This is a genomic window from Streptomyces johnsoniae (assembly GCF_031845565.1).
GTDB classification, from domain to species: domain Bacteria; phylum Actinomycetota; class Actinomycetes; order Streptomycetales; family Streptomycetaceae; genus Streptomyces; species Streptomyces johnsoniae.
In genome coordinates this window covers 197,954-215,132 of the sequence record NZ_JAVREV010000005.1, presented here as the reverse complement: position 1 = coordinate 215,132, position 17,179 = coordinate 197,954, and the positions used below count along the sequence as shown (strand labels likewise).

The window sequence follows — 17,179 nt, the reverse complement described above, 5'->3', positions numbered from 1 at the left end:
GTGAAGCCATATGCAGACCAACAGAGACCAATAAAACCGCTTATATCCCCCAGGGCTGGCGAACGACCTCGGGGGCCGCCCGGAGTGTTGCCCGAAACCCCCCATATGCCTCAGGGCGGTCCTCCGCTATCGTCCGAAGCATGCGGTCAGCACTCCCCCCGGTCGTCCTGCTCGCCGCCACCCTCCTGGCCTGCACCGCCGAGCAGCAGGACCGGCCGGGGCCTACCGAGGCACCGAGCCCGTCCGCGACCCTCCTCCCCACCCCCTCGGCCGAGCCGCCCCGCATCCCCTCGGCCACCGAACTGCCAGGTCAGGACGTCCTGCTCAGGTTCGCCGATGCCGCACACGCCTTCGCGCTGCTGACGGACTGCCGCGACGACGGGGCCTGCGCCGTGCGCGCCGCCGTGCTGGCGGACGACGGCTGGCAGCTGCGGGACACCCCGGCGGGCGCGACGGTGGGCGACGGCACCGACCACACCCTCCAGGTGGCAGGGCCGGGCAGCGCGCGGTTGTCCCAGCGGGACGCCGAAGGACACGAGGAGAGCTGGCTGACCACCGACGGCGGCGCGACCTGGCAGCCAGCCCCGGCCGAGCCGGCGGGCACCGCGCCGGAGATCCCCAGCGGCGCGCTGCTGGTGGCGGACGAGCAGGTCAACGTGCTCATGCCGGACACCGCCGAGTACAAGGTGCTCGCCGAACAGCCGCCGCTGACCGGCATCGACCGGCTCGACCTGCTGGCCGACGGCACCTACTGGACGCGCGGCAAGGACCGCGGCACCGGCGAACCGGCCGCCGCCGTCACCCGGGACCTGGGCCGCACCTGGGAGCTGCTGCCCCCGCTGCCGACCCCGCCGGGCCACGGGCACCACGCCGAGCTGCGCGCCCTGGTCGCCGCCGAGGACGCCCTGTACGCGTTCGAAACGGGCGTGCTGCTGAGCGACGTGTACCGCGGCACCACGGCCGGATCGCTGATCGCGGTGCACCGCAGCGCGGACGACGGGCGGACCTGGGAACGGGTGTGGACCGGCGGGGGCGGTGCCTCACCCAGGTCGCTGCTCGGCACGCCCATCGCCGCCGCGGACGGCAGCCTCGTCGTCTACGCGGACGACGGCATCTACACCAGCAGGGACGGCGGCGCTACGTTCGAGACCACCCGCCCGGGGCCGCCGCCCGAGGAGCCGGCACTGACGCCCGGCGGCTACCTGCTGACGGACATCGGGAACCCGGGCCACTACCGCATCTCCGCCGACGGGTTCACCTGGCACACGCTCATCCTCGGCGGCAACCGCGGCTGAGCCGCCCGGCCGGAGCCGGGCGGCCGGAGCCGGGCGGCCGGAGCCGGGCGGCCGGGCCGTTCACGCGTGGACGATGTCCTTGTCCTCCGCGAAGTGGCACGCCGAGTCGTGCCGCGCGCCGGTGTCGCTGTCCTTGAACCGCTCGGGCACGGCGAGCAGCGGCACCTCCTCGGCGCACTTGTCCTGCGCCTTCCAGCAGCGGGTGCGGAAGCGGCAGCCGGAGGGCGGGTTCGCCGGGGACGGCACGTCGCCGGTGAGGATGATCCGCTCCCTGGTGTCGCGGCCCTCGGGGTCCGGCTGCGGGACAGCGGAGAGCAGCGCCTGCGTGTAGGGGTGCGTCGGGTGGTCGTAGATCTCGGTGTCCGTGCCGATCTCGGCCAGCTTCCCGAGGTACATCACCCCGACCCGGTCGGAGATGTGCCGGACGATCGACAGGTCGTGCGCGATGAAGAGGTACGCCAGGTCGTACTCGTTCTGGAGGCGCTCCATCAGGTTGATCACCTGCGCCTGCACCGACACGTCGAGCGCGGAGACCGGCTCGTCACAGATGATGACCTCCGGGTTCAGCGCCAGGCCGCGCGCGATGCCGATGCGCTGCCGCTGGCCGCCGGAGAACTGGTGCGGGTACCGGTTGATGTACTCGGGGTTGAGCCCGACGACGTCAAGCAGCTCCTGCACCTTGCGGCGCCGGTCGCCCTTCGGGGCCGCCTCCGGGTGGATCTCGAACGGCTCCCCGATGATGTCGCCGACCGTCATGCGCGGGTTCAGCGAGGTGTACGGGTCCTGGAACACCATCTGGATGTTCCGCCGTACCGCCTTCAGCGCGCGCCCTGACAGCTTGGAGATGTCCTCGCCCTTGTACAGGATCTCCCCGGAGGTGGGCTGCTCCAGGTTCATCAGGAGCTTGGCCACCGTCGACTTCCCGCAGCCCGATTCCCCCACGATCCCCAGGGTCTCGCCCTGGCGCAGCGTGAAGGAGATGTCGTCCACGGCCTTGACCGCGCCGACCTGCCGCTTGAAGAGGATGCCCTGGGTGAGCGGGAAGTGCTTGACCAGTGCGCGGACTTCGAGGATCGGCTCGCGCGGGCCGGCTGCTTCGTCAGCCATGGATCGTCTCCTTCCAGAAGTGGCAGGCGCTGGTCCGGCCGCCCAGCGGGCTGCCGTCGCGCTCGGTCACCTCGGCCAGCGGCGGCACCTCGGTCCGGCAGACGTCCCGCGCCATGGCGCAGCGCGGGTTGAACGCGCAGCCGCTCGGGACCGCCGTGAGGCTGGGCGGCAGGCCCTTGATCGCGTACAGCTCCTTGCCCTTGTGGTCCAGGCGCGGAATCGAGTCCAGCAGGCCCTTGGTGTAAGGGTGCGCGGGCCGCTTGTACAGCTCGTGCACCGGGGCGTGCTCCACGATGCGCCCCGCGTACATGACCGCGATCTTGTCGGCCACGTCGGCGACGACACCCAGGTCGTGGGTGATGAGGATGAGCCCCATGTTGTAGTCGCGCTGCAACTCCGCCAGCAGGTCCATCACCTGCGCCTGGACGGTCACGTCCAGCGCCGTCGTCGGCTCGTCCGCGATGATCACGTCCGGCTCCAGGGCCAGCGCCATCGCGATCATGATGCGCTGCCGCATACCGCCCGAGAACTGGTGCGGGTAGTCGTTCACCCGCTCCTTCGCCGCGGGAATGCGCACCCGGTCCATCAGCTCGACGGACTTGGCCTTGGCCTCCTTGCGGGACATGCCCCGGTGCACCCGGAACATCTCCCCCAGCTGGTAGCCCACCGACAGCACCGGGTTCAGCGAGGACAGCGCGTCCTGGAAGATCATCGCGATCTTGTCGCCGCGCACCCGACGCCGCTGGTCCTCGGGCATCTTGAGCATGTCCTCGCCGCGGAACAGGATCTCCCCGCCGGTGATACGCCCGGGCGGCATGTCCAGGATGCCCATGATGGTCTGGGCGGTCACGGACTTGCCGGAGCCCGACTCGCCGAGCACGGCCAGCGTCTCCCCGGCGTCCACGGTGTAGCTGACGCCGTTGACGGCCTTGGCCTGGCCCTCCCGCGTGCGGAACTCCACATGCAGGTCCCGGACTTCGAGCAGCGGTACCCCGGGGATGTCCGCCTTGGTCATTTCGATCGACACGAGCGTGCTCCCTCAGCGCAGCTTGGGGTCGAGGGCGTCACGCACGGCGTCACCCAGCATCAGGAAGGACAGGATGGTGATGCTCAGCAGGATCGACGGGTACAGCAGGATGTGTTCGGCGATCCGGATCTGGCCCTGTGCCCGGTTGATGTCGCCACCCCAGGAGATGGACGGCTCGCTCAGGCCGATACCCAGGAACGACAGCACGGCCTCCGCGGTGATGTACCCGCCGAGCGCGATCATGGCGACCACGATGACCGGGGCCATGGCGTTGGGCAGGACGTGCCGCAGCAGGATGCGGGACGTGCCGGCGCCGAGCGAACGGGCCGCGGCCACGTAGTCGGACTGCTTGATCGAGATGACCGAGCCACGCATCACCCTGGCCACGGTCGTCCAGCCGAGGAAGGCGAGCGCGAAGGTCACCGTCCACTCGGTCCTGGTGTCGAAGGAGACCAGGATGACCATGGCGCCCAGCAGGAACGGGATGCCCAGGAAGATGTCGATGACCCGGGAGAGCAGCGCGTCGACCCAGCCGCCGAAGTAGCCGGCGATCATGCCGACGAGGCTGCCGAGCACCGTCACCAGGACGGTCACCGCGACGCCGATCACGATGGACGCGCGGGTGCCGTACAGCATCCGCGTCCAGATGCTCTGCCCCTGCTGGTTGTAGCCGAGCCACTCCGGTGAGAAGAAGTGGGTCAGCTCAGGCTCGCGCAGGTAGTTGTTCGTGAGGTCGGCCGCCCGTGGGCTCACCGAGGTGAACCAGCCGGGGAACGCCGCCACCACGAGCAGCAGCAGGATGATCAGCGCGGGAATCACGAAGCTGGGCTTGCGCCGCAGGTCGTGCCACGCGTCCGACCACAGGCTCCGCGGCTTGCCGGGCGCGGGCCCGGCATCGACCGCGACCGCGGCGGGGACCGCCCCACCGCCGGACGGAACGGCTTCCTTCTTGCCGATGGTGGCCCTTGCCTCAGGCATAGCGAATCCTTGGGTCGAGCACCGCGTAGAGCAGATCGACGAGCAGCGCGATCACCAGGTAGACGATGATGATGAAACTGACGATGCCGACGACGGTCGCGCCCTCCCGCGCGTTCAGCGCTTCGTACACCGTCCGTCCGATCCCGTTGATGTTGAAGATGCCCTCGGTGACGATGGCGCCCGCCATCAGGTTGCCGAGGTCGACGCCGAGGAAGGTGACCACCGGGATCAGCGAGTTGCGGAGCAGGTGGTTGCCGACCACACGGCGCTGGGGCAGCCCCTTGGCGCGCGCCGTGCGCATGTAGTCGGCGCGCCGGTTCTCCACGATCGTCGAGCGGGTCAGCCGCATGACGTAGGCCAGGGAGAGCGAGGCCAGCGCGAGGGCGGGGAGCAGCAGCTCCCCCCAGTTCTCCGAGTCGCGGACCGTGGGGGTGATCCACCCCCACTTGACGCCGAAGTAGGTCTGGTAGAGGTAGCCGATGACGAACACCGGCACCGAGATCAGCAGCAGGCTGAGGAACAGGATGCCGCGGTCCGTCTTCTTGCCGGCCCGCAGCCCGGCCAGCAGGCCGAGCCCGATGCCGACCACGGCGGTGATGAGGAACGCCAGCGCCGTCAGCCGCAGGGTGGCGGGCAGCGCGTCCGAGATGACGTCGATGACCTCGCGTCTGCTCTGGATCTGGGTACCGAAGTCCCCCTGCACCAGGCCGACAAGATAATTCCAGTACTGGAGCAGAATCGGGTCGTCGAGGCCGAGATCCGCTTTGATCGCGGCCATCTGGGCCTCGTCCGGGGCCCGTTCGCCCCACAGAGCCCGCACGGGGTCCCCGGGCAGGGCGTACATCATCATGAAGATGATGAAGGTCGACCCGATGAACACCGGGATCATCTGGAGCAGTCGCCGTACGACGTAGCGCCCCATCATTCCTCCATGTCAGTCGGCGTGGCCCGCGGGCCGTCCCGGTCGGGGACGGCCCGCGAGCACGCTTACGCTGCTGTCCGGCCCGTGGTCACTCGTTGACGGTGACTTCGTTCAGCACCGGCACGCCGGCGGTGTCGAAGCGCACGTTCTCCACGTTCGGACCCCAGCCGCCGTTGACGTTCTGGTACCACAGCGGGATGGACGGCATCTCCTGCCACAGCAGGGCCTCGGCCTCCTGGTAGGCGGCCACCGCCTCGTCCAGCGTGGCGGCCCGGTCGCCCTCGGCGAACAGCTCGTCGACCTCGGCGTTCTCGAAGCGGCCGTAGTTGCTGTGCGCGTAGGACGCGTACAGCTCCTTCAGGAAGTTGACGTTCAGCGGGTAGTCCGCCAGCCAGCCGCCGCGGTACATGCTCTCGACCTCATTGGCCTCGCGGGCCTCCAGGTCGGTGTCGAAGTCGACCTTGGAGTCGCCGACGCACTCCACGTCCAGCGCGTCGATGATGCTGTTGCAGACCGCCTCGACCCACTCCTGGTGACCACCGTCCGCGTTGTACTGGATGGTGATCTGGTTCCCGGGGATGCCGCCGTTCTCCTCGACCAGCTGGCGCGCGCGCTCCGGGTCGTAGGTGGTGATGTCGCCCGAGGCGCCTTCCTCGTAGCCGTACACGCCCGGGGGCACGAAGCTGTCGGCCGGGGTGCGGGAGCCGTTCAGCACCGTCTGGGTGATGGTCTCCCGGTCGATCGCCATGGAGACGCCCTGGAGCACCTCCGGCGGGGTGTCCTCCCACTGGTACCAGACCGGCGTGATGGTCTGGATGCCGTTGTAGGGCTGGGCGACGGTGCGGTCCTCGCCGAGGTCCTGCTGGTAGAGCGGCAGGTCGCGCGGCCCCACCTGGCGGATGATGTCCAGGTTGCCCGACTGGAGGTCGGTGTACGCGGCCTCCAGGCCGTCGTACGCCTGGATGTGGATGCCGCCGTTCTGCGCGGCGTCCTCGCCGGCGTACGCGTCGTAGCGGGTGAGCTCGATGGACTCGCCGTGGTTCCACTCGACGAAGGAGTAGGGGCCGTTGCCCACCGGGCTCTCGCCGAACGCCTCGGGGTCCTCGTAGAAGCTCTCCGGCAGCGGGGTGAAGGTGGAGTAACCCAGCTTGTAGTCGTAGTACGGGACCGGGTCGTTCAGCTCGATGGTGAACGTGGTCTCGTCGACGGCCTGGAGGCCGGACATCGCGTCGGCGGTGGGCTCGCCCTCCTCCGGGTGCACGTCCTCGTAGCCGACGATGTCCTGGAACCAGAAGCTGCCGTTCTGGTTGTTGGTGACGTTCGCCGCCCAGTTCCAGGCGTTGACGTAGCTCTCGGCGGTGACGGGCGTGCCGTCGTGGAACGTCCAGCCCTCCTTGAGGGTCACCGTCCAGACCGAGTTGTCCTCGTTGGGCTCGACGGACTCGGCCGCGACCATGAAGATCTGGCCCTCGTCGTCGAAGTCGAGGAGCTTGGAGAAGAGGTTGTCGATCACCAGGCCGCCGAGGGCCTCGTTGGTGTTCATCGGGATGAGCGGGTTCTGCGGCTCACCACCGTCGATCCGGACGATGCCATCCGGGTTCCCCGCGGCCCCGTCCGAACCGCCGTCGCCGCCGTCATCATCGCCGCCGCCGCAAGCCGTCGCGGCGAGGGCCACGACTATCGCACTGGCGACCCACTTGGCGCTGCGCGCACCACGCATGGGCTCTGCCTCCTTGGGAATCCGCTTTCATGCACAGGGAACCCCGGAGCGCGGAGGTCTACCCGCGTCCGGTTCGCAATGCCCACAACTATTGGGCATAAACCTGCGGCGAAACCACCGATCGGCTATCTCATTTTGATGAAGATGAGGAGACGACAACCCGCATATCCGGACAAAGCACAGGTGAACTCTCTCCGGTATCCGGACTGATGTGACGTAAGTCAAGTCCCTCGGTCCGGATACCGGACGGTAGATCTCACATCCGGGACGAAACCTGCTTGACACATACGGGGGGAATGTGTCGCACGGTGCAACACGGCCGAATCATTGGCGCTTGGCGCGCGCCGTGGCCCGCGCCCGATCGCGCTGGTCGAGGACCACCTTGCGAATACGCAGATCCGCGGGGGTCACCTCGACGCATTCGTCCTCGCGGCAGAACTCCAGCGACTGCTCCAGGGAGAGCTTGCGGGGCGGCACCAGGCTCTCCGTCGTATCGGCCGCCGCGGCCCGCATGTTGGTGAGCTTCTTCTCCTTGGTGATGTTGACGTCCATGTCGTCCGACCGGGAGTTCTCCCCGACGATCATGCCCTCGTAGACCTCGGTGCCCGGCTCGACGAAGATCGTCCCGCGCTCCTGGAGGTTGAGCATGGCGTACGGGGTGGCCACGCCCGGCCTGTCGGCGACGAGCGAACCGCTCTTGCGGGTCCGCAGCTCGCCGGCCCACGGCTCGTGCCGCTCGAAGATGCTGTGCGCGATGCCGGTCCCCCGGGTCTCGGTCAGGAACTCGGTGCGGAACCCGATCAGGCCGCGGGAGGGCACCAGGAACTCCATGCGGACCCAGCCGGACCCGTGGTTGGTCATGGTCTCCATGCGGCCCTTGCGGCCGGCCATCAGCTGGGTGATCGCGCCGAGGTGCTCCTCCGGGGCGTCGATCGTCATGCGCTCCACCGGCTCGTGCACCGAGCCGTCGATCTCGCGCGTCACCACCTCGGGCTTGCCCACCGTCAGCTCGAAGCCCTCCCGGCGCATCGTCTCCACCAGGATCGCCAGCGCCAGTTCGCCACGGCCCTGCACCTCCCAGGCGTCAGGGCGCTCGGTCGGCAGCACACGCAGCGAGACGTTGCCGACCAGCTCGCGGTCGAGGCGGTCCTTCACCAGCCGGGCCGTGACCTTGTGGCCCTTGCCGCCGCGGCCGACGAGCGGGGAGGTGTTGGTCCCGATGGTCATGGCGATCGCCGGCTCGTCGACGGTGATCAGCGGCAGCGCCGCCGGGCGCTCGGGGTCGGCCAGGGTCTCGCCGATCATGATGTCCGGGATGCCGGCGACCGCGCAGATGTCCCCCGGGCCCGCCACCTCCGCGGGCTTGCGGGTGAGGGCCTCGGTCATCAGCAGCTCGGTGACCCGAACGTTCTGCGCCGAACCGTCGCGCCTCAGCCACACCACGGTCTGGCCCTTGCGCAGGCTGCCCTGGCGGATGCGGCACAGCGCGATGCGGCCGAGGAAGTTGTCGGCGTCGAGGTTGGTGACGTGCGCCTGGAGCGGGGCGTCCGCCTCGTACACGGGCGCGGGGACCGTGTCGAGCAGGGCGGAGAAGAACGGTTCGAGGCTGTCGCTGTCGCCCGGCACCGTGCCGTCCGCGGGCTGGGTCAGCGAGGCGATGCCGTCCCGGGCGCAGGCGTAGATGATGGGGAACTCGATCTGCTCCTCGTCGGCGTCCAGGTCGAGGAACAGCTCGTAGGTCTCGTTCACCACCGCGGAGATGCGGGCGTCCGAGCGGTCCGTCTTGTTGATGCAGAGGATGACGGGCAGCCGCGCCTGGAGGGCCTTGCGGAGCACGAAACGGGTCTGCGGCAGCGGGCCTTCCGAGGCGTCGACGAGGAGGACGACCGCGTCCACCATCGACAGACCGCGCTCCACCTCGCCGCCGAAGTCGGCGTGTCCTGGGGTGTCGATGATGTTGATGACGACCGGGGTGCCGCCGCCCTTGGGGTGGTAACGGACCGCGGTGTTCTTCGCGAGGATGGTGATGCCCTTCTCGCGTTCGAGATCACCGGTGTCCATGACCCGCTCGTCGACGTGCTGGTGGGCGGCGAAGGCACCGGCCTGCTTGAGCATGGCATCGACCAGCGTGGTCTTGCCGTGGTCGACATGGGCGACGATGGCGACATTGCGGATGTCATGGCGCGTAGGCATGGCTGGGGCGCTTCTCCCGGAATCGTGACTGAGACGGCTCGGCGGGAAGCGCCCAACCGGCGGCAGCGGCGGCCACCGGGAAGGGCGGCAGCACCGGCCTCACCCGTCATCGTACGGGTTCCCCGCCGGGCGCTACTTGCGGTAGCCGATGTCCTGCCAGCGCGGGGTCGCGAGGCCGAAGGCCCCGGCGCCCGCCAGATCGTTGCGGACGGCGACCAGCTGCGGGCGCTGATAGAGGGGAACGGAGCCGGCCGCGGCCCAGATGCGGGCGTCGGCCCGGTTGAGGATCTTGTCGTGCTCCTCCTCGTCCAGCTCGCCCGCCGCCTGGTCGAGGAGCTGGTCGATGTGGTCGGTCCCGACCCGCGTGTAGTTCTGCTCGATCAGCGCCTCCCCGCCCGGGATCGGCCGCGGCTTGGTGAACAGCGGCTTGGCGTCGGTGGCCGGGTAGGCCGTCGCGGGCCAGGAGAACAGCGCGAGGTCGAAATCGCCGCGGGCGATGTGGTCGGTGAAGAACGTCTCCCGGTCGACCTTGACGATCTCCGCGGCGACGCCGATCGGGGCCAGCATCTCCACGATGCTCCGGCCGGTCCTGCGCAGCTCCGCCGCCTCGGGCCCCTCCGGCAGCACGAAGCGCAGCTCCAGCGACGTGCCGTCCTTGGCGCGGACGGGCGTGGACCCGGCGGCCGGCGCCCGGCCGTCGTCCGCACCGCCGTCCTCCTCCTTGCCCGCGGCCTTCACGTCCTCCCGCAGCCACCCGGCCTCTTCGAGCAGCGCCGCCGCGGAGTCGGTCCCCGAGGAGCCGAGCGCGTCACTGTTGTCCCGGTAGCCGGTCTGGCCGAGCACCCGCAGGTGGCTGCCGAGCGCGCGGGTCGGCAGCCCCGCCGGGTCGTGCACCTGCGCGGCCAGTTCCTTGCGGTCGAGGGCGCGGGCGACGGCCCAGCGCACGCGCTCGTCGGCGAGCGCGGGTGACTGGCCGTTCAGGGCGAGGTGGGTGTAGGCCGCGTCGTAGGCGCGGTGCACGGTGAAGCCCGCGAGCCGCTGCCTGACCGCCTCCTCGCGGGTGGCGAAGGCGCGTTCCCTGGCGCGCTGCGCCTCGGCGTGGGCGTGGGCGAACCGTTCGGTCGCCCCCGCCGCGTCGGCCCCGGCGAGCCGCGCCGTCGCCAGCTCGTGCAGGGCGTCCGTCGTCGCCGGGCCGCCGCCGGGGCCGTCCGCGGGGGCGGCGCCTTTCGCGTCGTTCTTCGCGTCGTTCTCCGGCCGCTCCTGCTGCTCGCCCTCCGTGCCGCGGGCCGCGCCCGCGGCGGTGATGCCGTCGGCGTCGTCCGGGCCGACCTCGGCGATGTCGAGGTCGCCCGCGAGCAGGCCCGCGCGGCGTTCGTCGCGCGGCACGGCGGACAGGACCAGCCGGTCGAGGAGGGCGGGCTCGCCCCACCAGGCGTCGTTGCGCACCAGGGTGACGGTGCCCGCCTCCCTGTCGATGCCCTCGACCCGGAACGGGCCTGCCGCCGCGGGCAGTTCGTCGCGGGCGCCGTCGTTGAACCGGTCGGCTTCCGAGGTGACGGAGCGCGGGTAGAGCGGGCTGAAGAGGGACTTCCAGTCGGCGTACGGCTTGGTGAACGTGACCTCGACCTGGCCGGGTTCTGCGCCCCTCGTCACGTTCTCGATGCGGTCGTAGCCGGCGTTGCGGGCGGACCAGTACGCCTTGTCCTCGCCGGCGAGGGCCTTCCACTGGGCGACGAAGTCCGCCGCGGCGACCGGCTCCCCGTCGCTCCAGGCCGCGTCCGGGTGCAGCGTGTAGAGGACCGTCTGCCGCGGCTCGCGCGCCGTGATCTCGGCGGACCGCAGATAGTCGGTGTTCAGCTGGGGTCTGCCGTGCGCGTCGATGGTGAACAGCATGGGCAGCACGGCGCTGGCGACCCGGTCGGTGACCCGGTCGGCGTCGAACTGGTAAACGTTCAGCGTCTCGGGCAGCCGGTCGACGGCCCAGGTCGCGGTGCCGCCGCTGGTCAGCTGCGCGCGCCTGGCGGTGGCCACCGACTGCGCGGCGCCTGCCGCCTTGCGGTCACGGTCCTCGGAGCCGGTGCAGCCGGCGACGGCGAACAGCGGCACGAGGAGGGCCGTGCCCACCGCGAGTGCCGCGAAACGGCGGGGGCCACGGGCCGGGCCCGGGATCGCTGACGCGCCTGACATGCTGGTACCTCCGGCTCCACCGGTGCGTTGATCACACGTATGCGCCCCACTGAAGGGGAGGCCGGGGGCCGGAACGCGGCGACACGGCGGCCGTGGCGGCGAGGCCACCCGACCGGACCAGCCCGGACGGCGCCCGGCGCGCACGGCCGGGTGCGTTCCCCCGCTTCCGCGCCGCACCGCGCTGCCGTACCCCCGCAGGAGCCGTCGCCGTGGGTGATCTCATCGCACGGCCCTCTTCCCAACAGGCTGTGTCACGCGTCACACTCGCATCGTCCGGTACTGCACCACCAATGGAGGTGGCAGGGGTGTCAGGGGTGTCACTGCACGAGGAGCTGCGAGCCGCCCGGCGGTGCGTGGATGACCTGGCGCGGTGTGTCTCGCGGCTGGAGCGGGAGCTCGGCCCGGGTCTTGAGACGCGGCGTCTGCGCAGCGACGCGGAGCACCTGCGGGAGAGCCTGGCGCTGCTCACCGCCACCGTTCCCGGCGAATCCGGGGACGCGCAGGCGGAGTTCATCGGCGTGCCGGACGCGCCCTACGACGACCGGCTGTGGACGGACGCCGACGACGAGGGCGTGGGCGCGCGGCGGGGCCCCGAGGGCCGGGGCGGCCCGCCCTGACACCGCGCAGCCGAGCCGTCCCCCCGTACGCCGATCACCTTCGGAGAGTCTTGTGGCAACCGAAGCAGAACCGAGGACCCCGCGCGCCGGCCGGGCCGCCATCGGCCGGCCGCACCTGCGCGTCGACCGGTGGTGGCTGGGCCCGGCCGTCACCGCGGCCGGGCTGCTGGCCTTCGTCGTCTATTCGACGTGGCGGGCGTTCGCGAACGCCGACTACTACGCGGCGCCCTATGTCTCCCCGTTCTACTCGCCGTGCCTCGCGGAAAACTGCGTGGACATGCAGAACGGCCCCAACGTGGCGCTGTTCGGCGACTGGTGGGGCCTGTCCCCCGCCCTGCTCTTCCTGGCGCTGCCGCTCGGCTTCCGCCTGACCTGTTACTACTACCGCAAGGCGTACTACCGCAGCTTCTGGGCCTCGCCGCCCGCCTGCGCGGTCGCCGAGCCGCACCGGTCGTACTCGGGCGAGACGCGGTTCCCGCTGATCCTCAACAACAGCCACCGCTACTTCTTCTACGCGGCGTCCGTCATCGCCGTCATCCTCACCTACGACACGCTGCTGACGTTCCGTGACTCCGACTACGAGTGGGGGCACATGGGGCTCGGCACGCTGCTGTTCCTGCTCAACATCGTGCTGGTCTGGGCGTACACACTCTCCTGCCACTCCTGCCGGCACATCATGGGCGGGCGGCTGAAGAGCTTCTCCAGAAATCCGGTCCGCTACCGGCTGTGGACGTGGGTGAGCCGGCTCAACAGCCGCCATATGGCGCTGGCCTGGGCGTCCCTGCTCTCGCTCGCGGCGTCGGACCTGTACGTGTACCTGCTGGCCACCGATGTGTTCAGCGACCCGCGACTGTTCTGATGCGGGCCGCCGGACGCGAGGAGGAAATGTGAGCACCGTCGAACGGCAGTCGTGGGACGTGGTGATCGTCGGGGCCGGCGGAGCCGGCCTGCGGGCGGCCATCGAGGCCAGGGAGCTGGGCCTGCGCACCGCCGTCGTCTGCAAGTCCCTGTTCGGCAAGGCCCACACGGTGATGGCGGAGGGCGGCATCGCCGCCGCCATGGGCAACGTCAACTCAGGGGACGGCTGGCAGGTGCACTTCAGGGACACGCTGCGCGGCGGGAAGTTCCTGAACCACTGGCGGATGGCCGAGCTGCACGCGCAGGAGGCCCCGGACCGGGTGTGGGAGCTGGAGACGTGGGGGGCGCTGTTCGACCGCACCGCGGACGGCAGGATCTCCCAGCGCAACTTCGGCGGGCACGAGTACCCGCGGCTCGCCCACGTCGGCGACCGCACCGGACTCGAACTGATCCGCACCCTCCAGCAGCGCATCGTGGCCCTCCAGCAGGAGGACAAGCGGGAGACGGGCGACTACGAGTCCCGGCTGAAGGTCTTCCAGGAGTGCACCGTCACCCGCGTGCTGAAGGCGGACGGCGCGGGGCCCGCCGATCCGGTGGCCGGGGTGTTCTGCTACCGGCGCGAGTCCGGCACGTTCTTCGTCATCGACGCCCCCGCGGTGGTGCTGGCCACCGGCGGCATCGGCAAGTCGTTCAAGGTGACGTCCAACTCCTGGGAGTACACCGGAGACGGGCACGCGCTCGCGCTGCTGGCCGGGGCGCCGCTGGTCAACATGGAGTTCGTGCAGTTCCACCCGACGGGCATGGTCTGGCCGCCCTCCGTGAAGGGCATCCTGGTCACCGAGTCGGTCCGCGGCGACGGCGGCGTGCTGCGCAACAGCGAGGGCCGCCGCTTCATGTTCGACTACATCCCCGACGTCTTCCGCGCGCAGTACGCGAGCGACGAGGCCGAGGCCGACGGCTGGTACGACGACCCCGACCACAACCGGCGGCCCCCGGAGCTGCTGCCCCGCGACGAGGTCGCGCGCGCGATCAACGCCGAGGTGAAGGCGGGGCGCGGCAGCCCGCACGGCGGGGTGTTCCTCGACATCTCCTCGCGGCTGCCCGCCGCGGAGATCGTCAAGCGGCTGCCCTCCATGCACCACCAGTTCAAGCAGCTCGCGGACGTGGACATCACCGCGGAGCCGATGGAGGTCGGCCCCACCTGCCACTACGTGATGGGCGGCGTCGACGTCGACCCGGACACCGCGGCGGCCACCGGTGTGCCGGGCCTGTTCGCGGCGGGCGAGGTCGCGGGCGGCATGCACGGCTCCAACCGGCTCGGCGGCAACTCCCTGTCCGACCTGCTGGTGTTCGGCCGCCGCGCCGGGCTGCACGCCGCGCGGTACGCGGCGGCGCTGGCAGGACCCGACCGGCCGGCCGCCGGTCCCGCGCAGATCGACACGGCGGCGGACGAGGCGGTGCGCCCGTTCCAGCCGCCTCGGACGGAGGCGGGCGGCGAGGAGGCGGAGGAGCCGGAGAAGCCGGAGAAGCCGGAGAACCCGTACGCGGTGCACCAGGACCTCCAGCAGGTGATGAACGACCTGGTCGGCATCATCCGGCGCGAGCCGGAGATGTCCCGGGCCCTGACGCACCTCGCCGAGCTGCGGCGCCGCGCGGCGCGCGCGGGCGTCGAGGGGCACAGGCAGTACAACCCCGGCTGGCACCTCGCCCTCGACCTGCGGAACATGCTGCTGGTCAGCGAGTGCGTCGCGCTTGCCGCCAGGGAGCGGACCGAGTCCAGGGGCGGCCACACGAGGGACGACCACCCGGGCATGGACCGCACCTGGCGGCGGGTCAACCTGCTGTGCACGCTGCGGGAGCCCGGCACGGACGGGGACGCGGAGGATGCGGAGCAGACGGAGCACGCGGGGCAGGTGCGTCTGGAGCGCCGCGCCCTGCCGGCGATCCGCGCCGACCTGCTGGCGCTGTTCGACGACGAAGAACTGGCCAAGTACCTGACGGACGAGGAGGTGAAGGACCGGTGAGCCAGACGGCGAGCACCGGCTACGACGCGCACCTGAGGGTGTGGCGCGGCGACGCCGAATCCGGTGACCTGACGGACTTCACGGTGGAGGTCAACGAGGGGGAGGTCGTTCTCGACGTCATCCACAGGCTCCAGGCGACGCAGGCCCCCGACCTGGCCGTCCGCTGGAACTGCAAGGCGGGCAAGTGCGGTTCGTGCAGCGCGGAGATCAACGGCAGGCCGCGGCTGCTGTGCATGACCCGCATGTCGGTGTTCGCGCCGGAGGACACCCTGACGATCACGCCGCTGCGCACGTTCCCCGTGGTGCGGGACCTGGTGACCGACGTGGAGTTCAACTACACGAAGGCCCGCGAGATCCCGTCGTTCGTGCCGCCGGAGGGCGTGGAGCCGGGCGAGTACCGGATGCGGCAGGAGGATGTCGAACGCTCGCAGGAGTTCCGCAAGTGCATCGAGTGCTTCCTGTGCCAGGACGTGTGCCACGTGGTGCGCGACCACGAGGAGAACAAGCAGGCGTTCGCCGGGCCGCGCTTCCTGATGCGGATGGCCGAGCTGGACATGCACCCGCTGGACGAGGCGGACCGGCAGGGGCTCGACCGCGGGCGGGCCGTCCAGGAGGAGCACGGCCTGGGCCTCTGCAACATCACCAAGTGCTGCACCGAGGTGTGCCCCGAGTCCATCCGGATCACCGACAATGCGCTGATCCCCATGAAGGAACGCGCCGCGGACCGCCGTTACGACCCGCTGGTGTGGCTCGGCAGCAAGATCAGGCGCCGCGGCAGGAACGACTGACCGCGCTCCCACGGCACCGCGGCCCGGCTCCCCGGGTCGCGGTCCTGGCCCGACCGGCCTAACGTCGATCCGGAGGCGTTCCCCCGGCGTCGGCGAAGGGTGAGCTGATGGACACGGCACGTGTCGCCGCACGGGCCGCGGACAGCCCGGACGCAGTGGTGCTGGTGCTGCCGCTGGCGCTGATCGCGGCCGCCGTGCTGGTGCTGGTGTACCTCAGGCGGCGCGGCGCGCACCCGTCGTACCGCACGGTGCCCGACCGCTGGGACGGCCGTCCCACCGCCCCGCCCGCCGAGGCGCAGGCGCAGGCGGCGGGGCCGCCCGCGGACGAGCTCGACTCGCGCGCGCGTGACCTGCTGGTCCGGCTGGACGACGCGGTCTTCCGGCGGCGCGAGCAACTGGACTTCGCCGGCGCCCTGTCCGGCGAGGAGGCGGTCGGGCCGCACCGCGCGGCCGTCGCGGACGCCGCGGCCGAGGCCGGGGAGGCGCTGCGGCTACGCCTGCGGCTGGACGACCCGGCGGTGCGGCGCAACGAGACGGAGCGGCGCAGGCTGCTGAACGACATCATCGACCGCTGCACGGCGGCCCTGCGGCGGCTGGAGTCCGTGGCCGGTTCGCTGGCCGCCGCGCGCGGGCTGCCCGCGGACGCCGCGGAGGCGCTGCGCGCCGCCCGCGCCCGCGCGGCGGAGCTGCCGGCCCGGCTCGACCGGGTGGCGGAGCGCTTGCGGAGCCTGGCCGAGGCGTACGCGGAGCCGGCCCTCGCACCGGTGCGCGACCACCCGGCCGTGGCACGGGAGCGGTGGTGCGCGGCCGGCGGCCGGCTGGACGCGGCGGAACGCGCCCTCGCCGCGGGCGACCTGGCCGCGGCGGCGGACGCGGTGCTGGACGCGGAGGCCGCGCTCGGCGAGGCCGCCATCCTGGCGGACGGGGCGGAACGCTGGGCGCGGTCGCTTCAGCGGGCGGATCTCGCGCTCGCCGAGGCGATCCGGGTCACCGAGGGGGACGTCGCCGCGGCACCGCATCTGCCCGCGCTGCGCGAGGATCTGGCCCGCGCCGTGCAGGCCCTGGCCGACGCGCGCCTGGACACGGGCACCGGACGCCGGGACCCGTTCGCCGGGCTGCGCCGCCTGGCCGACGGCGGCACCCGGCTGGCGCAGGCGCTCGAGTCGGGCCGGGACCGCGAGAGCCGGAACCGGCGGGCCAGGACGCTGCTGGACGAGGCGCTGCTGACGGCGGGCAGCGAGCTGAGCGCGGTCAGGGACTACGTGACGACGCACCGTTCCGAGGTCGGCAGCCCGGCGCGCACGCGGCTCGCGGAGGCCGCGCACCGGCTGGAACGTGCGCTGTCGGTGGCGCCGCACGATGCCGCGACGGCGCTGCCGTTCGCCTGGCACGCCGACGCGCTGGCCAGGGAGGCGCACGTGCTGGCGCTGCGTGATGCCGGGGCAGCGGCCTGAGACCTGTTC

General features: G+C 71.3%; 13 protein-coding genes. 6 read left to right on the top strand and 7 right to left on the bottom strand.

From position 1 onward, the window contains the following. Window positions 1-140: 140 nt before the first annotated feature. Entirely contained in the window at window positions 141-1,295 is a 1,155-nt protein-coding gene (locus RM779_RS11125) for a sialidase family protein (RefSeq protein WP_311617521.1), read from the top strand. A 60-nt stretch (window positions 1,296-1,355) separates the two neighbouring features. On the opposite strand, the gene RM779_RS11120 is transcribed toward RM779_RS11125, so the two are convergent. The 7 genes from RM779_RS11120 to RM779_RS11090 form a co-directional block, all read right to left on the bottom strand. Beyond that, window positions 1,356-2,402, bottom strand: a complete 1,047-nt coding sequence (locus tag RM779_RS11120) for an ABC transporter ATP-binding protein (protein ID WP_311617520.1) — start codon at window positions 2,400-2,402, stop codon at window positions 1,356-1,358. Next, window positions 2,395-3,417 carry an ABC transporter ATP-binding protein gene (locus RM779_RS11115; RefSeq protein WP_311617685.1) on the bottom strand — a complete coding sequence of 341 codons (1,023 nt, stop codon included), beginning with the start codon at window positions 3,415-3,417 and terminating at the stop codon, window positions 2,395-2,397. Before RM779_RS11115 ends, RM779_RS11120 begins: the two co-directional genes overlap by 8 nt. A 24-nt stretch (window positions 3,418-3,441) precedes the next feature. Then, the gene (locus RM779_RS11110; protein WP_311617519.1) at window positions 3,442-4,407 is read right to left on the bottom strand and encodes an ABC transporter permease; all 966 of its coding nucleotides are present in this window, start codon (window positions 4,405-4,407) and stop codon (window positions 3,442-3,444) included. Further along, a complete protein-coding gene (locus RM779_RS11105; RefSeq protein WP_311617518.1) occupies window positions 4,400-5,329 on the bottom strand; it encodes an ABC transporter permease in 930 nt (309 codons plus the stop codon). The genes RM779_RS11110 and RM779_RS11105 overlap by 8 nt, the downstream gene beginning before the upstream one ends. Before the next feature lie 88 nt (window positions 5,330-5,417). Further along, complete coding sequence (locus tag RM779_RS11100; RefSeq protein WP_311617517.1) at window positions 5,418-7,049, bottom strand: peptide ABC transporter substrate-binding protein; 1,632 nt, start codon at window positions 7,047-7,049, stop codon at window positions 5,418-5,420. 324 nt (window positions 7,050-7,373) lie between these two features. Next, a complete protein-coding gene (gene typA, locus RM779_RS11095) occupies window positions 7,374-9,242 on the bottom strand; it encodes a translational GTPase TypA (protein ID WP_311617516.1) in 1,869 nt (622 codons plus the stop codon). 132 nt (window positions 9,243-9,374) lie between these two features. Beyond that, window positions 9,375-11,429: an ABC transporter family substrate-binding protein gene (locus RM779_RS11090; protein ID WP_311617515.1), complete on the bottom strand. Its 2,055-nt coding sequence runs from the start codon at window positions 11,427-11,429 to the stop codon at window positions 9,375-9,377. A gap of 305 nt (window positions 11,430-11,734) precedes the next feature. On the opposite strand from RM779_RS11090, the gene RM779_RS11085 reads away from it, so the two are divergent. The 5 genes from RM779_RS11085 to RM779_RS11065 all read left to right on the top strand — a co-directional run bounded on the left by RM779_RS11085 (window position 11,735) and on the right by RM779_RS11065 (window position 17,170). Further along, window positions 11,735-12,046 carry a hypothetical protein gene (locus RM779_RS11085; RefSeq protein ID WP_394813268.1) on the top strand — a complete coding sequence of 104 codons (312 nt, stop codon included), beginning with the start codon at window positions 11,735-11,737 and terminating at the stop codon, window positions 12,044-12,046. A gap of 52 nt (window positions 12,047-12,098) precedes the next feature. Beyond that, window positions 12,099-12,905: a hypothetical protein gene (locus tag RM779_RS11080; protein ID WP_311617514.1), complete on the top strand. Its 807-nt coding sequence runs from the start codon at window positions 12,099-12,101 to the stop codon at window positions 12,903-12,905. 28 nt (window positions 12,906-12,933) lie between these two features. Further along, complete coding sequence (locus tag RM779_RS11075; RefSeq protein WP_311617513.1) at window positions 12,934-14,928, top strand: fumarate reductase/succinate dehydrogenase flavoprotein subunit; 1,995 nt, start codon at window positions 12,934-12,936, stop codon at window positions 14,926-14,928. Next, the gene (locus RM779_RS11070; protein WP_077059191.1) at window positions 14,925-15,716 is read left to right on the top strand and encodes a succinate dehydrogenase/fumarate reductase iron-sulfur subunit; all 792 of its coding nucleotides are present in this window, start codon (window positions 14,925-14,927) and stop codon (window positions 15,714-15,716) included. Before RM779_RS11075 ends, RM779_RS11070 begins: the two co-directional genes overlap by 4 nt. Window positions 15,717-15,823: 107 nt before the next feature. Next, window positions 15,824-17,170: a hypothetical protein gene (locus RM779_RS11065; protein WP_311617512.1), complete on the top strand. Its 1,347-nt coding sequence runs from the start codon at window positions 15,824-15,826 to the stop codon at window positions 17,168-17,170. Window positions 17,171-17,179: the final 9 nt, after the last annotated feature.